Annotated in this window: 16 protein-coding genes; 11 read left to right on the top strand and 5 right to left on the bottom strand. The window is 56.3% G+C overall.

The features are described from left to right. Positions 1 to 378: 378 nt before the first annotated feature. Genes HQL52_17680 through HQL52_17670 form a run of 3 tightly spaced genes read right to left on the bottom strand, consistent with a single transcriptional unit; the run spans position 379 to position 2,919 of the window. Positions 379 to 1,164, bottom strand: a complete 786-nt coding sequence (locus HQL52_17680; protein MBF0371282.1) for a YdcF family protein — start codon at positions 1,162 to 1,164, stop codon at positions 379 to 381. 46 nt (positions 1,165 to 1,210) lie between these two features. Further along, positions 1,211 to 2,173 carry a tyrosine recombinase XerC gene (locus HQL52_17675; protein MBF0371281.1) on the bottom strand — a complete coding sequence of 321 codons (963 nt, stop codon included), beginning with the start codon at positions 2,171 to 2,173 and terminating at the stop codon, positions 1,211 to 1,213. Beyond that, on the bottom strand, positions 2,173 to 2,919 hold the full coding sequence (locus tag HQL52_17670) for a DUF484 family protein (protein MBF0371280.1): 747 nt from the start codon (positions 2,917 to 2,919) through the stop codon (positions 2,173 to 2,175). The genes HQL52_17675 and HQL52_17670 overlap by 1 nt, the downstream gene beginning before the upstream one ends. Before the next feature lie 225 nt (positions 2,920 to 3,144). Between HQL52_17670 and HQL52_17665 the strand changes: the two genes are divergently transcribed. From HQL52_17665 to HQL52_17620, 10 genes are all read left to right on the top strand, one after another. After that, the gene (locus HQL52_17665; protein ID MBF0371279.1) at positions 3,145 to 3,408 is read left to right on the top strand and encodes a winged helix-turn-helix transcriptional regulator; all 264 of its coding nucleotides are present in this window, start codon (positions 3,145 to 3,147) and stop codon (positions 3,406 to 3,408) included. A 408-nt stretch (positions 3,409 to 3,816) separates the two neighbouring features. Beyond that, positions 3,817 to 4,233 (top strand): rhodanese-like domain-containing protein, encoded by a 417-nt coding sequence (locus HQL52_17660; GenBank protein MBF0371278.1) that lies wholly within the window; start codon positions 3,817 to 3,819, stop codon positions 4,231 to 4,233. A 99-nt stretch (positions 4,234 to 4,332) separates the two neighbouring features. Beyond that, positions 4,333 to 4,776 (top strand): thioredoxin TrxC, encoded by a 444-nt coding sequence (trxC, locus tag HQL52_17655; GenBank protein ID MBF0371277.1) that lies wholly within the window; start codon positions 4,333 to 4,335, stop codon positions 4,774 to 4,776. Positions 4,777 to 4,793: 17 nt separating this feature from the next. Beyond that, on the top strand, positions 4,794 to 5,498 hold the full coding sequence (locus tag HQL52_17650) for a CYTH domain-containing protein (protein ID MBF0371276.1): 705 nt from the start codon (positions 4,794 to 4,796) through the stop codon (positions 5,496 to 5,498). A 290-nt stretch (positions 5,499 to 5,788) separates the two neighbouring features. Continuing rightward, positions 5,789 to 7,171, top strand: a complete 1,383-nt coding sequence (locus HQL52_17645) for a threonine synthase (GenBank protein ID MBF0371275.1) — start codon at positions 5,789 to 5,791, stop codon at positions 7,169 to 7,171. Then, positions 7,168 to 7,533 (top strand): PilZ domain-containing protein, encoded by a 366-nt coding sequence (locus HQL52_17640; protein ID MBF0371274.1) that lies wholly within the window; start codon positions 7,168 to 7,170, stop codon positions 7,531 to 7,533. The genes HQL52_17645 and HQL52_17640 overlap by 4 nt, the downstream gene beginning before the upstream one ends. 193 nt (positions 7,534 to 7,726) lie before the next feature. Beyond that, a complete protein-coding gene (locus tag HQL52_17635; protein MBF0371273.1) occupies positions 7,727 to 8,335 on the top strand; it encodes a lytic transglycosylase domain-containing protein in 609 nt (202 codons plus the stop codon). Between the two features lie 139 nt (positions 8,336 to 8,474). After that, on the top strand, positions 8,475 to 9,575 hold the full coding sequence (locus HQL52_17630; GenBank protein ID MBF0371272.1) for a hypothetical protein: 1,101 nt from the start codon (positions 8,475 to 8,477) through the stop codon (positions 9,573 to 9,575). A gap of 131 nt (positions 9,576 to 9,706) precedes the next feature. After that, complete coding sequence (locus HQL52_17625; GenBank protein ID MBF0371271.1) at positions 9,707 to 10,897, top strand: general secretion pathway protein GspB; 1,191 nt, start codon at positions 9,707 to 9,709, stop codon at positions 10,895 to 10,897. Between the two features lie 101 nt (positions 10,898 to 10,998). Next, complete coding sequence (locus HQL52_17620; GenBank protein ID MBF0371270.1) at positions 10,999 to 11,913, top strand: DUF3365 domain-containing protein; 915 nt, start codon at positions 10,999 to 11,001, stop codon at positions 11,911 to 11,913. Positions 11,914 to 12,017: 104 nt separating this feature from the next. Here the strand turns inward: HQL52_17620 and HQL52_17615 are convergent, their stop codons facing one another. Beyond that, on the bottom strand, positions 12,018 to 12,329 hold the full coding sequence (locus tag HQL52_17615; GenBank protein MBF0371269.1) for a hypothetical protein: 312 nt from the start codon (positions 12,327 to 12,329) through the stop codon (positions 12,018 to 12,020). A 7-nt stretch (positions 12,330 to 12,336) separates the two neighbouring features. Then, complete coding sequence (locus HQL52_17610) at positions 12,337 to 12,825, bottom strand: sulfotransferase (GenBank protein MBF0371268.1); 489 nt, start codon at positions 12,823 to 12,825, stop codon at positions 12,337 to 12,339. A gap of 459 nt (positions 12,826 to 13,284) precedes the next feature. Here HQL52_17610 and HQL52_17605 point away from each other — a divergent pair, with 459 nt between their 5' ends. Next, complete coding sequence (locus tag HQL52_17605) at positions 13,285 to 15,273, top strand: PAS domain S-box protein (GenBank protein ID MBF0371267.1); 1,989 nt, start codon at positions 13,285 to 13,287, stop codon at positions 15,271 to 15,273. Positions 15,274 to 15,357: the final 84 nt, after the last annotated feature.

Genomic DNA, 15,357 nt, shown 5'->3' with positions numbered 1-15,357 from the left:
TGTATTTGTAACAAAACAGTGGATTTGTTACTTGTTGGATGGAAAAAACAACCTGTTTGTCCGGTAGAGGTTGACGATAAATGCGAAATGATCCTCTTCTGAGGGTGATAAATGTCAAAATAATGAATTGAAAAGCATTTGGGTGAAGAGACGTTTACAAGGTCTTTTTTCGAGGAAAATATTTGTAACGAAGTGGTCTTTATGTCGAAATAGTTTTCATTCAAGAAAAACAGATGATGACAAAATCTTGTTTTGTGAAATAAATTTTTCCGGGATTATGTCAGCTGACAGGAAGTGGATTTGACGGTGAACAACGTTTGAAAAGAGCGTGTTGATCTTTGCGGTAGGCAGGGGGGGCGGTTGGGAGGGATGGGTTTGTCAGGGAAGCAGGTTTTTCAGCCAATAGTAGACTTTGCCGACATATTCGTGGAGAGCGGGGCCGATGGCGGCGCTGGCGGCTGGGCCGGGCATCCAGTCCATGGGACCGATGGTAAAGGATTTGGTTTTGAAAAGGGTGGGTGCGGGGGTGGCGGTGAGTCCGGCCTGCTCTATGGACCACATGGCACGGGAAATATCCCGGGCATGGGTAACCAGAAGAACGTGATTTATCCCATCCTGGACCAATATTTTTTGGGTGAAGAGGGCGTTTTCCAGGGTGTTGCGGCTTTTTTCCTCCAGCCAACGCACCGGCACCTGGAACTCATTTTCCAGGACATCTTTCATCAACGCCGCCTCGGAGCGGGCTTCTTCGTAGGGGCGTCCTCCGGAGACCAGGATCGGCAGTCCGGTTTTGCGGTGGAGCCGGGCGCCATAACGCAGACGGGCCAATCCTCCGGTAGAGACCGTATCCCCGCCATAGTCGGGGGCATCCACATAGCGGCCATAGCCGAGAATGACGATGGCCTGGGCCTCGGTGCGGGCCAGATCGGCATCCCCCAGGGGGGGGAGCACCTCGGCCTGTTCGAGATTGCGCACCAAAAAAGTGGCGGAAGCCTGAATGGAGGTGATGTAGAGCACCCCCATCGCAGCCACCAAAAACCAGAGGCCGTAGCGTCTGGATGAAGTGGGTTGGGGCTTTTCCCGAAGAAAAAAATAGAGCGCCAATCCCATGAGCAGCAGCACGTTGCCCGGGGGCATGATCAGGCTTTCCACCATGCGGGTGATCAGAGGGGTCATGGGGATGGCTCCTGGGTGGGGTGGGCTGGTGGATTCATGAGGGGGGCTCTTTTTTTTTCGCCCGGGGGTGGGCGGCATCGTAGACCCGGGCCAGGCGGGCCACATCCAGGTGGGTATAGCGTTGGGTGGTGGAGAGGGAGGCGTGGCCCAACATTTCCTGGATGCCCCGCAGATCGGCTCCGGCCTGGAGCATGTGGGTGGCAAAGGCGTGGCGCAGGGCGTGGGGGGTGACCTTTTCCGGCAATCCCAGGCGACGGCGGAGGGCCTGAACCAGGCGTTGGATCATCCGGGGGTTGAGGCGTCGGTCACCGGGGGTTTCGTAGACACCGATAAAGAGCGGGCCATTGGCCTCAAGAATGGGCACTTCCAGATCTCGTGCCTTGAGATAAAGTGCCAGTGCCTGGGTGGCAGGCTCACCAAAATGGACGACACGCTCCTTGCCGCCCTTACCCATCACCCGAGCTTCCCGGTTGCCGAGGTCCAGATCGAAGCGGTTCATGCCACACAGTTCCGAAATACGCAATCCAGCGCTATAAAGCAGCTCCAGGATGGCCATATCCCGAGCCATCACCCATTCGGGTTGGGAGCGGGATTTGACTGGCAAGGGGGCTTCCACCAGGCGGATGGTCTCTTCTTCACCCGGGGCGATGGGGAGGCGGGTACCCGCTTTGGGGGTGGCGACCAGACGTGCGGGATTGTCGGTGACGATCCCTTCTTTTTCCAAAAAGCGGAACCAGGCACGGATGGAGGCGATGCGGCGACCCAGGGTGGTCTTGGCGAGCCTCTGGCGATGACCTTTGCCGAGAAAGGCCCGAAGATCTTCGGGTAGAATGGAGGTTAAATCGGCTTCGGTGAGGGGAGCGCCGTGGCGTTGGCTCCAGAATCCGGCAAATTCAGCCAAATCCCGCATATAGCTGGCTACCGTGTGGGGAGAGAGCCTGCGTTCCACCTCCAGGTTGTGACGAAAACGTTCGGCAAAGGGGGCGGCCCCGTCCATTAGCGTAGGGAGCGTTCTTTCTTCAAGCAGTGGCTGAACACCGTGGCCAGATCGGAAAGCAGGTCGGTGGAGTCGCTGGGCAAAAAGCGGGTCGGGGTGGTGCCTCCCAGGTTGAGGCTGCCCATCAGTTTGGGCTCGTTGGTACATCCTTCGGGAATGTTCTCCTCGGGAGAGTCTGCCAGCAGGGGTACCAACGCCTCGGAGCGGATCCCTTCCTGGGTGGGGCCGAAAAACAGATCCCGGTCTCCCACTTCCATGCCGATGCGGATGGAGGCTTTGCTGGAGTTGCCGAATACCCGAGCCAGGTCCGCATGTTTGCGAATGAACAGACGCTCTTTCAGGTCGGCTTGTTCCCGGGGGTTGCCAAAGAGGTTGGCGAAGCCGTCGCTGCGGTCACTCAAGGTGACGCTCACCCGGTGGATGTGGAACATCTCCTCCAGGTTGGCCACAGCGGCGTTCATCAGGGCCAGTGGATCGGGAGCCGTGATCAGTCGCACCGAGATGGTGTGGAAAGATTGATAAATTTCTTCGTTGCGACGGATGCGTTCCAGCATGCCGTCGATTCGCTCCTGGAGCTGTTCATTTTTTTTGCGCAGTTGGTTCAACTGGCCCGCTTCCAGGCTTAACACTTTGCCGGAGGCGGAAATGGCAGCGGGGAGGATTTCCGGGTTGTGGCTGAAAAAATCGGGGTGCTCTTGCAGCCAGTTGCGGATCTGTTCCTCGGTGAGATCGGATTTATTGTCCATGATATGAGTGATCACTCGGAAAATCAGCCAGAATGGCACTTGAATGCGTTGACGTTATTCTGGGGCGGATTTATTATTAGTCAAGGCTAATAAACGGCGAACCGGCCCCTGGGACAAGATTCAGCACTCTGTTTGGTGCCCCATTCAGGTTGGCCTGGGTTGGAATCGAGGTGAATTGTGGGTTGTGAATTTGACGAGGTGAGTATCGAGAAGGTTTCCCGGTGTATGAAGGCATTGGCCCACCCGTTACGCCTCAAAGTAATCGTGGCATTGAACGACAAGGAACTGAGCGTTCAGGAGTTGGTGGAGTCGGTAGGAACCACCCAATCCAACGTTTCCCAGCATCTGACCATCATGCGGGATAAAAATATTCTCTCTTCCCGGCGGGTGGCCAACCAGGTTTTTTACCGGGTTGGCGATTGCAAGGTGCTCGATCTGGTGGCTTTGACCAAAACCATTTTCTGTAACGCCTCCGAAGGTCAGCCATAACCCGCCATCCTGAACGAAGCTGCTCGGGGTGGGTGGGGATGGAACCACCGGCATGGGCTGGACCGGCTGGTGCGGATTTGGCTGCCGTGTGAGGTCTTGGCAGGTGCGCGTCTGTGCTTGGTGGTTGGATATTGGGGCGTGAAGGTGGGTGAAAGGCTGTTTGGTTGGGACTTTTGAGCAGATGTGATTTTTTTGACGGGTTAACGGGAGGGCCTTTTTGTTCTGGCCTATCCGGGCTAGAAGGGTCTTCGTTGGCGTCGAGCCGGATCATGAGTGGTCACGGGATCGTTTGAAAAGCTGGCCGGATGGCTTGAAAAATGGGTTGGATCATTCTTAAAACAAAGCGTTTTAACGATGCGTCGCTTGCGGGTTTTACCGGGGTGAGGCCATAGAATTGGGGATTGATTGATGAGTTGGTTGCAGGAAAATGGCGCATCCATGTTTTTTATGCTGCTTTTTGTCCTTTTCGTTTTTCGTGGCCAGATCATGGCGCGCATTTTCGGAGTGGGCCAAATCACCGTTCACGATCTTTCCAAAAAGCTGGCCACCAAGAGCCCGCCGCTATTGGTCGATGTGCGCACCCCGCCGGAATACAATCAGGTCCATATCAAAGGCTCCCTGCTGGTGCCCCTGGGAGAGGTGGGTAGCCGGTTGGCGGATTTGCGCAAGCATCACGGTGATCGGGAAATTGCTGTCATCTGCCGCACCGGCAACCGTTCCATCAACGGTGCCGTCAGCTTTAAGCGGGCCGGTTTCGAAGTGGTCCACAACGTGGTGGGAGGTTTGATACACTGGGAGGGGCAGGGTTATCAGGTCATAAAATAAGTCTGCCCGAAATCCTTGGAAATAAACGGGGAGGCCTGTATCGGATCGATCCGTCACGGCCCAACAGTTGAAAAATAAAAGAGGCCCAACGTGTCTGACATGATTCAAATCAGCTGCCCCGCTTGTGGGGTTGGCAATCGTATTCCAACCGCCAAGACCGGGCGTGCTGCCAAGTGTGGCAAGTGCCATGAAAAGCTGCCCCGGGTGTGGTGGCAGGAGCCGGTGGTGGCTGACGATGTCAGCTTTCAGGATGAGGTGCTGGATTCCCACCTGCCGGTACTGGTGGATTTTTGGGCCCCCTGGTGCGCCCCGTGCCGAACGCTCTCCCCGGGTCTTGTGCTGCTGGCTGAGGAGTTGGCCGGGCGGCTCAAGGTGGTCAAGGTGAACACCGACGAAAATCCCGGTCTGGCCAAATCCTACCAGATCCACTCCATCCCCACCCTGATGCTGTTTAGCGAGGGAGATATCCAGAACAAGCGGATGGGGGCCATGCCTGTGGGTCAGTTGCGCAACTGGATCAACCGCTCCTTAGGCTGGTTGTGATCTCAAAGAGAGGGTGTGTGTCAGGGGAGTCAACCTGGCCACCCCACTCACTTCCCACTCCCAAGCCTGCTTCCCCATCCGCCCTTTCAGCTGATTCTGCCCGCCTGGAAGAGGAAATCAAGCTCACAGCCCCGGATCGCGGGGTGTTGGATCAGGTGTTGGAGGATCCCCGGGTGCGGGCCAAGGCGGTTGGAGCTGTTCGCCATATTCCCTACCAGGATATCTATTACGACACACCGGAGCGAGCCCTGTTGCGTCACGCTTTGGCTCTTCGTGTGCGTCGTAGCCAAAAGGGCCGGGTGGTGGGTCTGAAAGGGTTCGGTGGGGTGGAGGATGGGGTCTCCCGGCGGCAGGAGTGGGAGAGTCCGTTGGCGGGAGATCTTGGCTCCTTGACCGACCTGCCCATGGGCGCTCTTCGGGAGATGGTCACACTGCGGGTGGATGCCGCAACGCCGCTGGAGGCGCTCTTTACCGTCTCGGTGGATCGGCGGGTGGTGGTGTTGCAGCTGGAAGAGGGGGTGCGGGGAGAGTTGGCTGTGGATCTGGGGGAGGTGGTGGCGGGTGACAAGGGTGTGCCCCTGTGTGAAGTGGAAGTGGAGGGGGTCTCTGGTTCGTTTGTTCCGGTTCAGCAGTTTGCCGAAGCATTGGCTGAGCGCTATAGGCTTGAAGCCGCCTCTTTTTCAAAATATTCCCTGGGGCTTGAGTTGTTGGGTCTCCTCTGAAGCCGCCTTGTCCCGGGATCCATCTCTGGGGGGCAATGGCCAGGCTGGGGGGAGCCGGGGTCCGGGTGGTATCGTTGAATTCGGGCCTGGGCTGTTTTGCGAAGGGGTCTGGGCTGGTTTGCCCAGGGGTGTAGCAGGTGATGGCCAGGCTGCGGGCTTTGTGGTAAAAATTTGGGGTTGGGTTCCTTTTGGATCGGGTGGGTGTCGGGATCATCTGAACGGGTCACGATTCAGTTGCCACCGGCTCGAAGGGGGACATGATCATTCATCATCAAGAGAGAGCAGGCATCGTGCGATATATCAGCACCCGGGGCGGCGTCACCCCCGTCACTTTTTCCCAGGCGGTCATGATGGGGCTGGCTACAGATGGTGGCTTGCTTCTCCCGGAAAAGATTCCCAGCCTGGATCAGGGGGAACTCAGCCGTTGGGCGGGGCTTTCTTTCCAGGAGCTGGCCGTAGAGGTGATGCATCCCTTTGTGGGGGAGGATCTCTCCCGGGGTGATCTGGAAGAGCTGGTCAAGCGCTCCTTTGCCTCATTCGGGCACCCGGAAGTGACCCCGGTGGAGGCGGTGGGCAGCTACCAGATATTGGAGCTTTTTCACGGCCCCACTCTGGCTTTTAAAGATGTGGCCCTGCAGTTTTTGGGTAACTTGTTCGAATATTTCCTGAAGCGCCAGGGGGGCGAGCTGAATATTCTTGGCGCCACCTCCGGGGATACCGGTTCAGCGGCCATCCATGGGGTGCGGGGCAAGGAGCGGATTCGGATATTTATCCTCCACCCCCACGAGCGGGTCTCCCCGGTTCAGGAGCGGCAGATGACCACCGTCCTGGATGAAAACGTCCACAACATCGCCCTCACCGGCACTTTTGACGACGGTCAACGTATCGTCAAGGAGCTGTTCAACGACCTGCCCTTCAAGGAGCGCTATAGCCTGGGGGCGGTCAACTCTATCAACTGGGCCCGGATTTTGGCCCAAGTGGTCTACTATTTTTATGCCTGGGGCCGGGTGAGCGGGGGGGATGTGTCAAAACCCCTCACCTTTTCGGTGCCTACCGGCAATTTTGGGGATATCTTCGCAGGGTATGTGGCCAAGCGCATGGGGCTGCCGATTACCCGTCTGATTCTCGCCACCAATCGCAACGACATTCTCTCCCGTTTTGTCAATACCGGGGTCTACCGCACCGACACCGTGCGCCCCACCATGAGCCCCTCCATGGATATTCAGCTCTCCTCCAACTTTGAGCGCTATCTCTATTATCTTTTGGACGAGGATTCCCGGGAGGTGAAGCGTTTGATGACGGGGTTGAGCGAGAGCGGAGAGCTGACCGTGCCAGCTGCCAAACAGGCCCAGGTGAAACAGGAATTTTTGGCCCTGGCCGTGGGGGAAAATGAAACAGTGGCCCGCATTCGGGATCTCTATCACGAAACCGGCGGCTACATCATCGATCCCCACACGGCGGTCGGCGTGGAGGCGGCTCGGGGGATGGCCGATACCGTTTGCCTGGCGACTGCTCATCCGGCCAAATTTGGCGAGGCGGTGGAAAAAGCGATTGGTCAGCCGCCACCGCTGCCAGCTTCTTTTGTGGGATTGATGGAGAAGGAGCGGCGTTGTGAAATTTTGCCCGCCACCACCGAAGCCGTACGTGGATTCATGGAAAAGGTGCTGGGGTGAGCATTATTCGCCTCTTCCCGGGGGGGGCCGACACCCACGAAGGCGACGGGGAAGGGGATCGGCGCTTTGCCAACCGCTATCCCGCTCGGGTGCCCATCCGTCTTCATCTGGATAACGGCCTCACTCTTCACGGCCACTTCAGGGATGTAGGGACTGAAGGGGCCTTTCTGGTCACCCGGGACCGGCTGCTGGGGGTGATGCAGGGGGAGGAGGGGGAGTTTGGCATTACCCCGGGGGAGGAGCTGGACCACCCCGATCAAGGTCGCCGCTTTCCTTGCCAGGTGGTTCGAGTGGAAAAAGGGGGGTTGGCGGTGCGCTTCCTCAAAGTGCCTGAAGCCAACTTCGATAGCGATCCCCTCTGAATAAACGGATCAGCCGTTTTTCTGGTCTGTTTTTTGCTTGCTTAATCCTTCCTAAAAATCTCCCTTTGGATTTTCTCAGGTGTTGCGGTTCCAATTTGGCGCCTGGGTGGGTTGCGTCCTGTGAATCCGGCTTGGGGTAGGGCGTTTCCACAAAACGAAGTGTGTCCAAAAAACAGGATGGTCCGAGGGGAACATGTTGCGCAATAGGGTCATTTTCCTGGCGTTGGCGGTCTGTTCGCTCCTCTCTCTCTTTCCGGTGATTGGCTGGGGGGATATCTACACCTATACCGACTCCAAGGGGGTGGTGCATCTGACCGACCGGCCCCCGGACTCCCGCTATCGGCTGATGATGCGTACCCATAAGGAGCGGGGGCTCTCCCGGGCCTGGGGGAAATCCCGAGGGGGATCGATCAAGTTTGATGGCACCATCCGTGAAGTGGCTCTGAAATATCGACTGAGGCCTGCGCTGATTCGGGCGATCATCCGGGTGGAATCCAATTTTGACCCCAACGCGGTTTCCAACAAGGGAGCGGTGGGCCTGATGCAGCTGATGCCTGCCACCGCACGCCAATATGGTGTCATCAACCGTTGGGATCCGGTGGCCAATATTCAGGCAGGCACCCGGCACCTCAAGGGGTTGCTGATCAAATTTGACAACGATCTCCTGCTTTCCCTGGCCGCCTACAATGCCGGGGAGGGGGCAGTCAAAAAATATGGCAACCAAGTGCCTCCCTATCCCGAGACTCAAAAATATGTCGCCAAGGTGCTTGAGTTTTATCGGAAATATGACCAATCCATGTGAGCTGAGAGCCGTTTCACCGGAGGGGTCGCCTAAGAGCAAAAGAGGGAAACCGGCCATGCCCAAACCATCCAGGCCTTCCTTGAACACCACGCTGACCATCTCTTTGCCGAGGGTTGTCCCTTGGTGCGCGAGACCGATCGTGACCGCTGTGACCTTCACCCTGATGGTCGCCGGGTGGGGCGTGCCAGCCACGGGATGGAGTCAGGGGGTTTTCAAGGAGGAGTTTACCCGAGAGGATGCCCAGACCATCGGTAACGGCTGGATCTCAGAGCCTAATGTTCCAGCTTGCACCCGGGCAGAGGCGGAACAGGATCCCATGGCTGGGGAAAATCTCGGTGTGGCCGAAGAAGAGGGGGCCAGCCCCGACATGGACCACGCGCCCGGTACGGGTCATGTTTCCCATGTGGACCCCCCCCTGGAAATCGATACCCCTGATGAGCCCCTGGACATCGAAGAGGTAGCTGGTGAGGAAGAAGAACCCCTACCCCAAATGAGGGCTGAAATTCAGGATGAGCGGCTTTTTCTCCACTATGAGGATAGCCACAACGTCCAGGTGGTGCGGCGAACCATCGATAAACGGGTCTCCCGGCTGGTCTATGACTTTACCCCCCTCTACGCCATGGGAGGGCTGGATGATCGCGCCTGGATCGGCGTTCGGATTCGCTTCCTGGATGGCGCCAACCGTCCCCTGGGAGAGATCCGCAATTTTTATTACAACGTTGTTTATGAAGAGTATCAGCTCTCCAATACGGTTTTTTCCACCATCAGCAAGGGGCCATTTGATGGCGGCAATCGCCACGCCCTGGTGGAGACCGACGCCATTCTTCGGGATCACTTGCCGGGGGTTCCTGCCGAGCGGGTGGTGCGCACCGAACTCTCTTTTGAAATCGCCTCTCCCATCTGTGGCGCATCCGTAGAGGGGTATATCGACAATATTGTGGCGATTTTGGGGGATGGCTCCGGGCTCTATCGTTTTTCCCGGACCGAAATTCTCGATGTCGCCCGCAAGGGAGGCCGTTTTCACGCCACCGACCGGGATCACTTTCCCGGCAATTGGATCGACTATCTCCACCAGGAGTATGGCCAGGAAAAGATCGACAACTGGCTCGGTGACATTCCAGACTCCTACCATGCCGACACCGTGGCGCTGGTGGATCTCATGGGCGAGCTTTTTGGCTTGACCGGGGAAAAGGGGTTTTTAGCCGCTTCTGCCGTTTCACTCCTGCTGCAAAGTCGCTGACCACTTTGTGATTGTGCTTCTCTCCCATTGATTCCTCAAGAGATCCCCCCAACCACCCGAAGAGAGGGTGTGGTATTTATCTCCAATCGGTGTTCGGTTGGGGGCGAGCTGTTGAGTGGATGGTGGAATCGATGATTCTTCTGCGCTTTTTGCCGATATTTTTCTTCCTGATCTCCCCCGCAGCCCATGGGGCGGATAACGATTCCATCCTTTCTCTCTGCCAATCCAAGTGGCCCAAGGATTACGAAAAACAGGCCCTGTGCGTTAAAAAACAGCAGGAATCCAAGGCCTTTTTGGCAGGTTTGGCGAAAGAGACGGATGGGGCGGAAGGGGAGAGTGGCGAGAAAGCCAAGGGCGAGACTCTGGCTAAAATGATCCCTGCGGATTTGGTTGATCCCACCCGACCCGATGGTTTCAAGCCCAAGAAGAGTATTCGGGAAGCCAAATCCGCCCCCACCTTCAGCCCCCACGACGGCAACTGGGATGTGGATCTGGTACGGATCTCCTCGGATCCCAAGCGCAGCTGGGCGCGGATCAACAATCAGTTGGTGCGGGCAGGGGATCATGTGGATGATGCGGTGGTAAAAAATATCACCAATAAAGCGATCATTCTGGACTACAAGGGCAAGGAGGTCGCGTTGCAAAACCAGGTCGCCTCTCGTCCCAAGATAAAGAAAAACCGCAAGATTCGGGTGGATGGTGGGCGGCGTCAAGGAATCTACAGCCACTCCGGCCAGGCCCCATCCCCCCTCATCGCCTGGGGGGATACCCTCTGGGTGGATGTGAAGATCAACGAGGCTTTGATGGAGCGGTTTCTCATCAATCCCCATGTCAATTTTGTCTCTATTCCCCGCTCCTTTTTCCAAAGCCTGGTCGCTACCGGCACCGCTGGGGAGCAGGATATGCTTTCACCGGTGGTGTTCGATGAAAAACCCCTGCTTCCGGACCTGGCCTCCACCCTGCCGGAGGAATCCACCCTCTTGGAGGATGAGGATGGCTTTGGGGAAGCTCTGGCGGGTTTGGATGCCGAGGCGTTGAAGGAAAACCGGGAGCGTGCGGGGAATCGTGACAAGAAGAAAACGGACAATATCCATCGGGAAATTCGTGAACGTTTTCGCCTGCGGTCCATGCGGGTGGGAGGTAACTCCCTCCACGATTTGACGGTATTCATCAGCCCTGACGGCGAGGCCCCCCCCTTCCTGGGTCTGGCTGTTTTGGAAGCGTTGGGTGACTGGACCATCGATCACGTCGCGGCACCCGGGCTTACCAACATGGAAGCGCGGGAAAATGATCTGGAAGTGATCATGGAGATCGAAAGGTAGTCTATTTTGCGGGGGGCTTGGATCTGCCCCCATGCCTGGTGCCAATCAGCCAGTGGGGTCTGGGCAACCCAAAGGCAGAGAAAGGATGACCATTGAGCCTGTTGGCTAAATCGGGAGTAGGTAGGGGAGGGGTGTTTTCCCGGATATCGACGCGGGTTTCCCTCTTCGTGGCCGGGGTGGTATTTCTGGTTTGGCTGGTAGTGCTGGCGCTGTTGCATGTGGAGCTTAAGCGGGAGGCCGAAGCCGAAGCCCGTCACAGCGCCCAACTCCTGATGGACCGACAGCAGGCCACCCTCCACTATTTTGCCTGGCAACGCCCCTTCCGTGGTGCTCAGGCCAAACGCCTCTCCAAAAAAGCTCGCAAGCGTATCCTGCCTCCCCAACTCTCTCCCCTGGAGGCGAGTGAAAAAATCAACAACCATTTTAGCCGCAACGCCCGCATCCACGACTTTTTGCAGGGAGATCAGGTGGTGTTTTTGCCTGGCTCAGAGAAGGCGACCTCCCTGGAAGAGCTGTTTATGGCCAGGCTTCGGGAAAACCCCGAGTTGGAAACCGTTTCGGAGCAGACCGCCATCGATGGGGAGGAGATGCTGCTGTTCATGGGTCGCAGCGCTCTGGGGGAGAGCCAGTGTGGTGGTTGTCATGCCGGCCAGGATGGAGAGCGGCTTGAGGCGGCTTTGCAGGTCGCAGAAGGGGATACGATGGGGGATGAGCTGTTTCTCTCCATCCGTATCCCCCTGAAACGGCTTTATGATCGGGCCACCTGGAATGCCTGGCGGCTATCGGGGCTGTTTTTCTGTGCCTTGATGGGGGTGGTGCTGGTGGGATATCTGCTTTTGAGCCATTTTCTGTTTCAGCCCTTGGCCCAGTTGAGCGGGGAGGTGGTGCGTCTTTCGGACCGTACCGATCAACCTGGAGAACAGATTCCCGTTCCCCCGGAGGCGGAGCTGGCTGATATCGCGGTCGCCGTCAATCGCCTCTCTCTCTTCAGGGTTCCATCACGGGAAGAAAAGTGAGCCTTGGGGAGGTATCTATCAATCATCTCAAGATAGTCAGGCTGCCCAGCCTTTTCCAGTCCCTCTCGGATCCTTCCGAACTTTGTAACATCCTCCAACGCCATTCATGCATCCACCTCATAACCGAACGCTTCGATAAACGGGGTCAGCTTCGGCAGGAACGGCTCAAGCTGGGTCTCATAGCGCTTCCAGCGATATTTGGCCCGTTGATAGATGGGTTCCGCCACACTCTGATAGCTGTGAGTGGTGATGATCTCCCTTTTTGGGGCGTGTTGATGGTATTTCAACACCCGCTCATCCCAATCGAGACCCAGGAAATCCAACAATTTGGCCACCTCTCCCGGAAAGTCGGTCACCAGGGATTCATACTTGACGCGATGGTGGGTGGGGGGAAAAGTTGGACTTGCTGTAGCCACAATCCCATCACCTCCTGATAGAGATAAGTCGCATCTTCCAGATTGAAAAAAAGGGGGTGGCTTTGTTGGTCCGATAGTTTTGTATCAAGTTGCTCAGCACCACATCACAGGGGTGACGCAGAGCCAGAATGATGCGGCTGTTGGGGAAGAGGCGTTTGATCAGTGTGAAATGATTGATATTGAGAGGAAACTTATCCACCAACAGGCTCTCTTGATTTCGGGTCAGGTGTCGATCCACCTCCTGGTGATAGATTTTTCGTAACCGCTGGAGATCGGTGGGGGTCAAGGCAGCCAGGGCTTTTCCATCGTCATCATCCATCCCTTCGATGGTTTGTTGGACAGTGCCCAGGGGCGGTTTTTCCTCCATCACCTGCAATCTTGGATGGCTGCCGAGAATTTGATCCAGCAGGGTGGTGCCGGAGCGGGGAAAGGCGACCAGAAAGATCGGGTCGGGGGCGGTGGGGGGGTGGGGTCGGGCTGCCAGGAGCGGACCCATTGGGGGGAAGAATAGCGTTTTTTTGCCTGTAGGGATTGGGTAAATTGCTCTTTAAGGCGTTGCAGGTTTTGTTGTTCTGCCTGCCGGAGAGTGTTGCCTTTGACAAAGTGTTCGTAAGCTTGCTCCGTTTGGGACAATCGATCATGAAATTTGCCCAACTCCAGATGCACCCGGACCCTGAAATGGGTATCGCCCCTGGTTTGGATGGGGAGGGAGAGGAGAAGGGGGGGTGGTCAGGTTGGTTTATTTCTTGGGGATGATTGTTGTTTGGGGGTGGATAAATATAGTTTATTAACAAGAGAAAATTTGAATTATCCAGCAAGCTTCTTTTTTGACATTATACTCAGTTTTGCGCCAAGGAAGCCGTTGTGAATCAGTGGCCTCCAAAATGGGGTAGGGGGGATTGTTTCTCCGTTTTTTTAACGTATGATTTTACAATGGAAATGATTGATAATTCTTATGTTCGGACCTGTTTTTCTTCTCCTGGTGTTTGCAGTTGGCGGCTGGTTGGTCTACCGGCAGTTTCAACAGCGCCCCCCTGCCAGTCACTCTCAGTCTGTTATCAATAGCTCGGGGATTCCCTATCCGGATTTTTTTGAAGCGAGTCTGGAAGCTTTGGTCATTGCCGACTCCCAGGGGCGGATCAGGGCATTCAATCCCGCTGCGGAGGCGTTGTTCGGATTTGTCGCTCAGGAGGTGATCGGACAGGAGGTGGTTGAGGTGTTGGTTCCCCAGGCGTTGCGGGAACGCTATCGACAGGGTTTTGCGCGTTATCTGGCCACCGGTGAAAGCGCTCTGTTTGAGCATCGCGTGGAATTTTCCGTTCTCAGAGCCGATGGGGAGGAGGTCGCCACCGAAATTGCCCTTACCCAGGTGAGCCGTGATGGTGAAAAATATCTTCACGCCTCCCTCCGGGATATCACTGAGCGCAAGCAGATGCTCAAAACCATGGAGGATGCCCTCGCCTCTCTGGAATCCACCAACTGGCAACTGAGAGCCCAGGCGCAAAAAAGGCGGTTGGTGGAAGAAGCCCTCCAGGCCAGTGAACAGAAATATCGCTCCATCACTGAATCCGCTTCCGACGCCATCATTACCGCCGATCAGTGGGGAAATATCATCACCTGGAATGGGGGGGCGGAAAGAATATTCGGTTATACCCTCCGGGAAATCACCGGCCAACCCGTGCAAAAGTTGATGCCTGAGGGGTATCGGGAGGCCCACAATAACGGGGTTCAGCGGGTGCGTGAGGGGGGGGCCTGGGCGGTGATCGGTCAAAAGGTGGAGCTTTACGGCATGCGCGCCAATGGGGAGACGTTTCCCCTGGAGCTTTCCCTCTCCAGTTGGAAGTTGGAAGAGGAGACTTTTTTTTCGGCTTTCATTCGGGATATTTCTGATCGCAAGGTGTTGGAGGATAAAAACCATCGGGCCTTTGTCTTTCGCATCGCCATCAGTGCTCTGCTCGAAACCGGTCTGGAAACCCTTCCTCTGGAAAAACAGCTCCATGTGGCTCTGAATATCATTCTGACCGTGCCCACTTTGGCTGTGCGTACCGAGGGGGCTGTTTTTTTGTGGGATGGCCAGCGGCAAAAGCTGGTGCTCTCATCCGGGCGTGGGCTTGGGGAAGAGTCTTTGCCATCAGGGGGTGAAATGGTTCTCGGTGGCTGTGGTTGTGGCCATGGGGTGAAAGAGGGGCGTATTACCTTCATCAATAGAGAGGGTGGATCGGGTGGTGGGCGAGCTGACCATTTTGGGCTTGCGGGCAACTACTACTGTGTGCCGATTCGCTCCCGGGAAAAACTCCTCGCCGTTATGTTTCTGGCTGTGGCGGACAATCATTTGCGGGATTCGGAAGAAGAGGCCTTTCTGACCACTGTGGCCATTACTCTGGCGAGCTTGATCGAACGCCGGGGGATTGAGGAGCATATCCGCCATCTGGCCAACTATGATTCTCTCACCAATCTACCCAACCGAAAAATGTTTGAGGATCGTCTGGAGCGTGATCTGGCCCGGGCCCGTCGGGACCGGAAGGATCTGGCCCTGCTCTTTTTGGACCTCGATCGGTTCAAGGCGGTCAACGACACCCTGGGCCACGATGTAGGGGATCGTCTGTTGATTCAGGCTGCCTCAAGAATTCAGGGTTGTCTTCGGGAGGTGGACACGGTGGCCCGGTTGGGGGGGGATGAATTTACGGTGTTGCTGCCAGGGCTTTCCCAGCGGGAGGATGCCGGGCAGGTGGCGGCCAAGATTATCCAACAGCTGACCATACCCTTTGATCTGGAGGGGAATACTTGCCAGATCGGCTCATCCATCGGTATCAGTTTCTATCCGATGGATGGAGACAATCCCCAGATATTGCTACAGAAGGCTGATATGGCGATGTATGCGGTCAAAAAGAAGGGGCGCAATGATTACTGTTTCTTCTCAAAAGAGCTGCAAAAATATTCATAAATCAAAAGTAACTATTCAGCACCCTGCCGCAAATAAGACTTGACAGCCTTTTTGGTCTGAAAATGTTTTACTGACTTCGTAGAG

This window comes from Magnetococcales bacterium (assembly GCA_015232395.1).
GTDB lineage: Bacteria > Pseudomonadota > Magnetococcia > Magnetococcales > JADFZT01 > JADFZT01.
Note: the sequence above shows the minus strand (reverse complement) of the source record. Positions and strands in the feature narration are given on the sequence as shown.